Source organism: Bathymodiolus platifrons methanotrophic gill symbiont, assembly GCF_002189065.1.
GTDB lineage: Bacteria > Pseudomonadota > Gammaproteobacteria > Methylococcales > Methylomonadaceae > Methyloprofundus.
The window spans coordinates 1-4,455 of the sequence record NZ_BDMN01000434.1; the positions used below are offsets into that span (position 1 = coordinate 1).

Below are 4,455 nucleotides of genomic sequence, written 5' to 3' on the forward strand. Positions count from 1 at the left end.
GTGACTATCAACAGCTCGGTATAAATAGGTCCACTGCCCCTTCACTTTGATATACGTTTCATCCATGCGCCACGATTTATTGGTTTCTCGTTTCTGAGATTTAGCTTTTACAGCAATGGCAGGAGAATAACGGATAACCCAACGATTGAGCGTAGCATGATCCACTTCAACACCTCTTTCTTCCATAATTTCTTCAAGGTCGCGATACGAAACGCCATACCTGACATAAAAGAAAACAGCATAAAGAATGACATCTTTTGGAAAGTGAGTGCCTTTGAAGCTGAGCATATGATCCACCTTTTATTGAAATTGAGAATTATGATAGCAGATAACGTCGGGAAGGGGGATTTATGCGACAGAACCTTTGAGTTTGTTGATGACAAAACGGGTAAGGCACTTAGCAATAGAACAATAAAAATGACTAGCTTCGAGATAATAAATGAGTTACCTAAGAATATAACAAATAACAGATCGAACCAGATGGCTGTAAAAAAGTGTTAGAGGGGCTTAATGTGAAACATAGCAGGAGGACTTATTTTATGCCGCCTTTATCTAAAGCTGATAGCGCAATCCATTAGAGTCAGATCCCCCTGTGTTTTCTTATATAAGGGAATCTTCATGTATCGGATATATGCTAAAAAAGTTACTTTTCCCTAGGGCTGAGAGTCTGCTAAATTAAAGGTCTACTCAAATTGCTCAGATGAACAAGCGATTGGTTATATTACAGTTTAAGGGATTGCAGTAATTAAACCCAAAGGGAATCTATGGTTCCCCCCAACCATGATAATTTATCCTAATTGAGCAAGAAATTGATTTCATTCACGTTTAATAATTAGTTGAAATGAAGTCATACGCGTGTTATCCCAGAACATGGTGTGTTTTTAAGCTGAGATGAATAAACGCTTGAGAGCTGTGGCTTTCCCTGAACTGGATACTTCTGAAAATCCGCTGACCGTAGATGTTCAATAAAAAAAGCCCCAAGAAGGGCGGTCAAAGAGGGGTAACTATAAAACCCTAAATTGTAAATGTAATGTTTGCGTATAAATATCCATAGGTTGTACATGACAGTAACCCTAATCTTTGATTATAAAAGGATTATAGGTATAGTACAATCTATATTAGATTGTACACTAAATAGCGTTTTATTATGAAGTTTAAAAAGTTACTTCCTCCCTAGGGTAAAGAGTCCCCAGAATACTGTTGCTTGTTGCAATAAGCCAACCCTTTATTTTGGAATGGTTTACCGTTTAATCTTTGTTTTCTGTAACAGCTATAACAAACCACATACCCACAATTAGTCAATCGCTTATTGGGGGCATGTAAGCCCCTTAAAGACCCACAAAAACCTTTAATGGGTGTGTATGGGTAGGGGTTAGCTGTTAAAGCGCCTTAAAAGCGATATAAAGCGCCTTAGCGAAGAGCTGGCGCGCCATATTTACTGTGAGTTATCCTTTTTAGAGTACTCGGATTCAATTGTAAAAAACATCAGGCGCGTCCAAGATAGAAAATTCCAGATACGATAAAAAAAGTTACTTACCCCCTGGGCGAAGAATAAAAACAGGTTCATAACCAGGTTTACACAAATACGTATCTTTTGCGACAGAACCAGAAAAGGCCATCTAGCACCTTGTAGACTATGTATTTATCTAGGGTAAAGCTGGCAATCCTAGCTCCTCGAGAAATGTATTATGCGTTTTGGTTGCTGTCAAAACCTTCTATATGACACCCCTCATGCTGTGTTTTTTCATAATAATAAACGTGAGGCCTCATGATTACAGGAATTGCACTTCAGAGTTGAATCCACCTAATAATAAATTATACTGAAAGTTATGTATCACACGGAAAGTTTGAAAATAAAAGAATCCTTAATAAAAAGTATTGACGAACTTGTTGGGGGGACAGTTTTTAAAATAGGAAGCATTTCTATAGATGTCGAAGGAAAGGATGGTTTAGGTGGGCTCATTGAAGAATGGCTTGGAAAATGGGCTGAAAATCAAAAATTTATAATTAATAACCCTAAAAAAAATGGAAGTAGCCAAGAGTTTCCTGATTATTATGTTGGCACTGATAACCATCTATTAGAGGTTAAAACTTTTGATTCTACAGCCGGAGCTAATTTTGATTTAGCTAATTTTGAGTCTTATTGTGAATCAATTTCCAACACTCCAAGTCGAGTTGATTCTGATTATCTAATTTTTTCTTATAAATTAGATGGTACTGAGTTATCAATAAAAAATGTATGGCTAAAAAAAATATGGGAAATAACTTGCCCTTCAGAAAGATGGCCTTTAAAAACTCAAACAAAGAGAGATGTTATTTATAATATTCGTCCTGCCTCTTGGTTTTCAAATAAACCTAGATTCAAAACATTTAAAACAAAAGAAGAGTTTATCAATGCCCTTTTTGAAACTGAAAAACAATATAGAGGAGATTCTCACAAAAACACTTATTTATCTAACTTATAAAATAAATAATATTTATTTATATGGTTTTACTTAGCATTCTTTCTGATACTAATTTTATAACAGGTACAACTACTGTATTTCCAATTAAGTCATATAAGTTTTTATGACTAATATTTGAATTATAAGATTCAGGAAAACCAAAAAAACGAAAACACTCTCTTTCAGACATTCTTCTTATTTTTTTGTTATCAATAATACCTATTCTATCTGCTTCTGTCGCAACAATGGTGGGAGCTATACACTTTTTACCTAAAATTTTATTAAACTCAAAACTAAGTTTTCCTGTAACAATGTTATAACCTTTTTCCAAATGTGTTGCATATTCACGTTTTTTAATACCATTTTGAGAAATAATTAAATCTTTTGGATGTTCATATCTTAAATATTTCTTTTCAACCATATCATCAAGTAATTTTTTAAGATCATCTATTTTTAAACAGCTATAAAAAGAATGAATTTCATTTAAAGTTAAAGACATTCCATCCATCCATACAATACCTTTGATTTCAGCCCACTTTTTTTTCCTTCTTTCACGAAGCAATAAACTCATTATATTTTTTTGCTCTTTACTTAGAGCGCCCTTCAATTCTAAATCCCAGCTATGTATATTATTATTTCCACCTCGTTTATCTTTTATAGCTTTACCTCCTAGATCTTCCGGTAAAAACAACACTAAAAGTTTTTTTGTAAAGTCAGTCTCAACAGGAGCGAGATTATTTTCTTGTATATCACTAAATACTTTATTTTTAACTTTAAAATTATTTAATGATATTTTATTAGCCTTATTTCCAACAATATAAATTCTTTTTCTTACCTGAGGAATTCCAAAATTTTTAGCATCAAGAACCTTCCAAGTAACCTTATAACCTAAACTTTGCAAGGTACTAAGTATTGTTTTCAAAGTACTACCTATTTCATCTCCCTTATCTTTTTTATCATGTAAAACTAATCCTTCAACATTTTCAAGTAAAAAACCTTTCGGCTTCTTTTCTTTTATAATTCTAGCTACATCAAAAAACAATGTCCCTCTTGTATCCTCAAAACCAGCTTTTTTACCTGCTGTACTGAATGATTGACAAGGAAAACCACCTAATAAAAAATCAAAATCAGGAATTGAATTTTCATTAATCTTAGTAATATCACCATATACAGAATCATTAAAAAAATTATGTTTATATATATCTACAGCATAAGGCTTTATTTCTGAAGTAAAAACACATTCCGAAGAGAAGCCTAATTCTTTGCATGCCATCTCAAATCCAATTCGAGTACCTCCTAAACCAGCAAACAAATCTATAAATCTAATGTTTTTCATAAAAACCAAGTATTGTAAGTTCTTTTAATAAAAAGTATAGTAAATGATTCGCTTACTTCTGTCAATGGTTTATTTACTTTTATGCAAACTTATACACCTCAAGAAATTTTAAAGCTCGTTAAATCTATTACTAATGATAGTTATGATAACGATCTTGCCAGTAGATTAGGCGTGTGTAAACAATCACTTTCACAGTATAAAAATAAAAAAAGTGTAGACGTCCAGTTAAGAATAATCACCTTACTTATTAACATAATTGAGAAAAAAAATGATAAGTAACATGGCTAGTTTCAATAAATTACCAGTAAAAAGGGTTCTGTCGCATAAATCCCCCTTCCCGACGTTATCTGCTATCATAATTCTCAATTTCAATAAAAGGTGGATCATATGCTCAGCTTCAAAGGCACTCACTTCCCAAAAGATGTCATTCTTTATGCTGTTTTCTTTTATGTCAGGTATGGCGTTTCGTATCGCGACCTTGAAGAAATTATGGAAGAAAGAGGTGTTGAAGTGGATCATGCTACGCTCAATCGTTGGGTTATCCGTTATTCTCCTGCCATTGCTGTAAAAGCTAAATCTCAGAAACGAGAAACCAATAAATCGTGGCGCATGGATGAAACGTATATCAAAGTGAAGGGGCAGTGGACCTATTTATACCGAGCTGTTGATAGTCAC

The 4,455-nt window shown here is 33.4% G+C and carries 4 protein-coding genes; 2 read left to right on the forward strand and 2 right to left on the reverse strand.

The genetic code is table 11. The features are described from left to right. Positions 1–288: IS6 family transposase (locus CDZ78_RS18880; RefSeq protein WP_140414221.1), on the reverse strand; the 288-nt coding region annotated here is incomplete at its 3' end. A 1,559-nt stretch (positions 289–1,847) separates the two neighbouring features. Between CDZ78_RS18880 and CDZ78_RS18890 the strand changes: the two genes are divergently transcribed. Then, positions 1,848–2,465 carry an NgoBV family restriction endonuclease gene (locus tag CDZ78_RS18890; protein WP_167374409.1) on the forward strand — a complete coding sequence of 206 codons (618 nt, stop codon included), beginning with the start codon at positions 1,848–1,850 and terminating at the stop codon, positions 2,463–2,465. A 16-nt stretch (positions 2,466–2,481) separates the two neighbouring features. Here the strand turns inward: CDZ78_RS18890 and dcm are convergent, their stop codons facing one another. Continuing rightward, complete coding sequence (gene dcm / locus CDZ78_RS18895) at positions 2,482–3,780, reverse strand: DNA (cytosine-5-)-methyltransferase (RefSeq protein ID WP_087871359.1); 1,299 nt, start codon at positions 3,778–3,780, stop codon at positions 2,482–2,484. Positions 3,781–4,167: 387 nt separating this feature from the next. On the opposite strand from dcm, the gene CDZ78_RS18905 reads away from it, so the two are divergent. Continuing rightward, positions 4,168–4,455: IS6 family transposase (locus CDZ78_RS18905; RefSeq protein WP_140414221.1), on the forward strand; the 288-nt coding region annotated here is incomplete at its 3' end.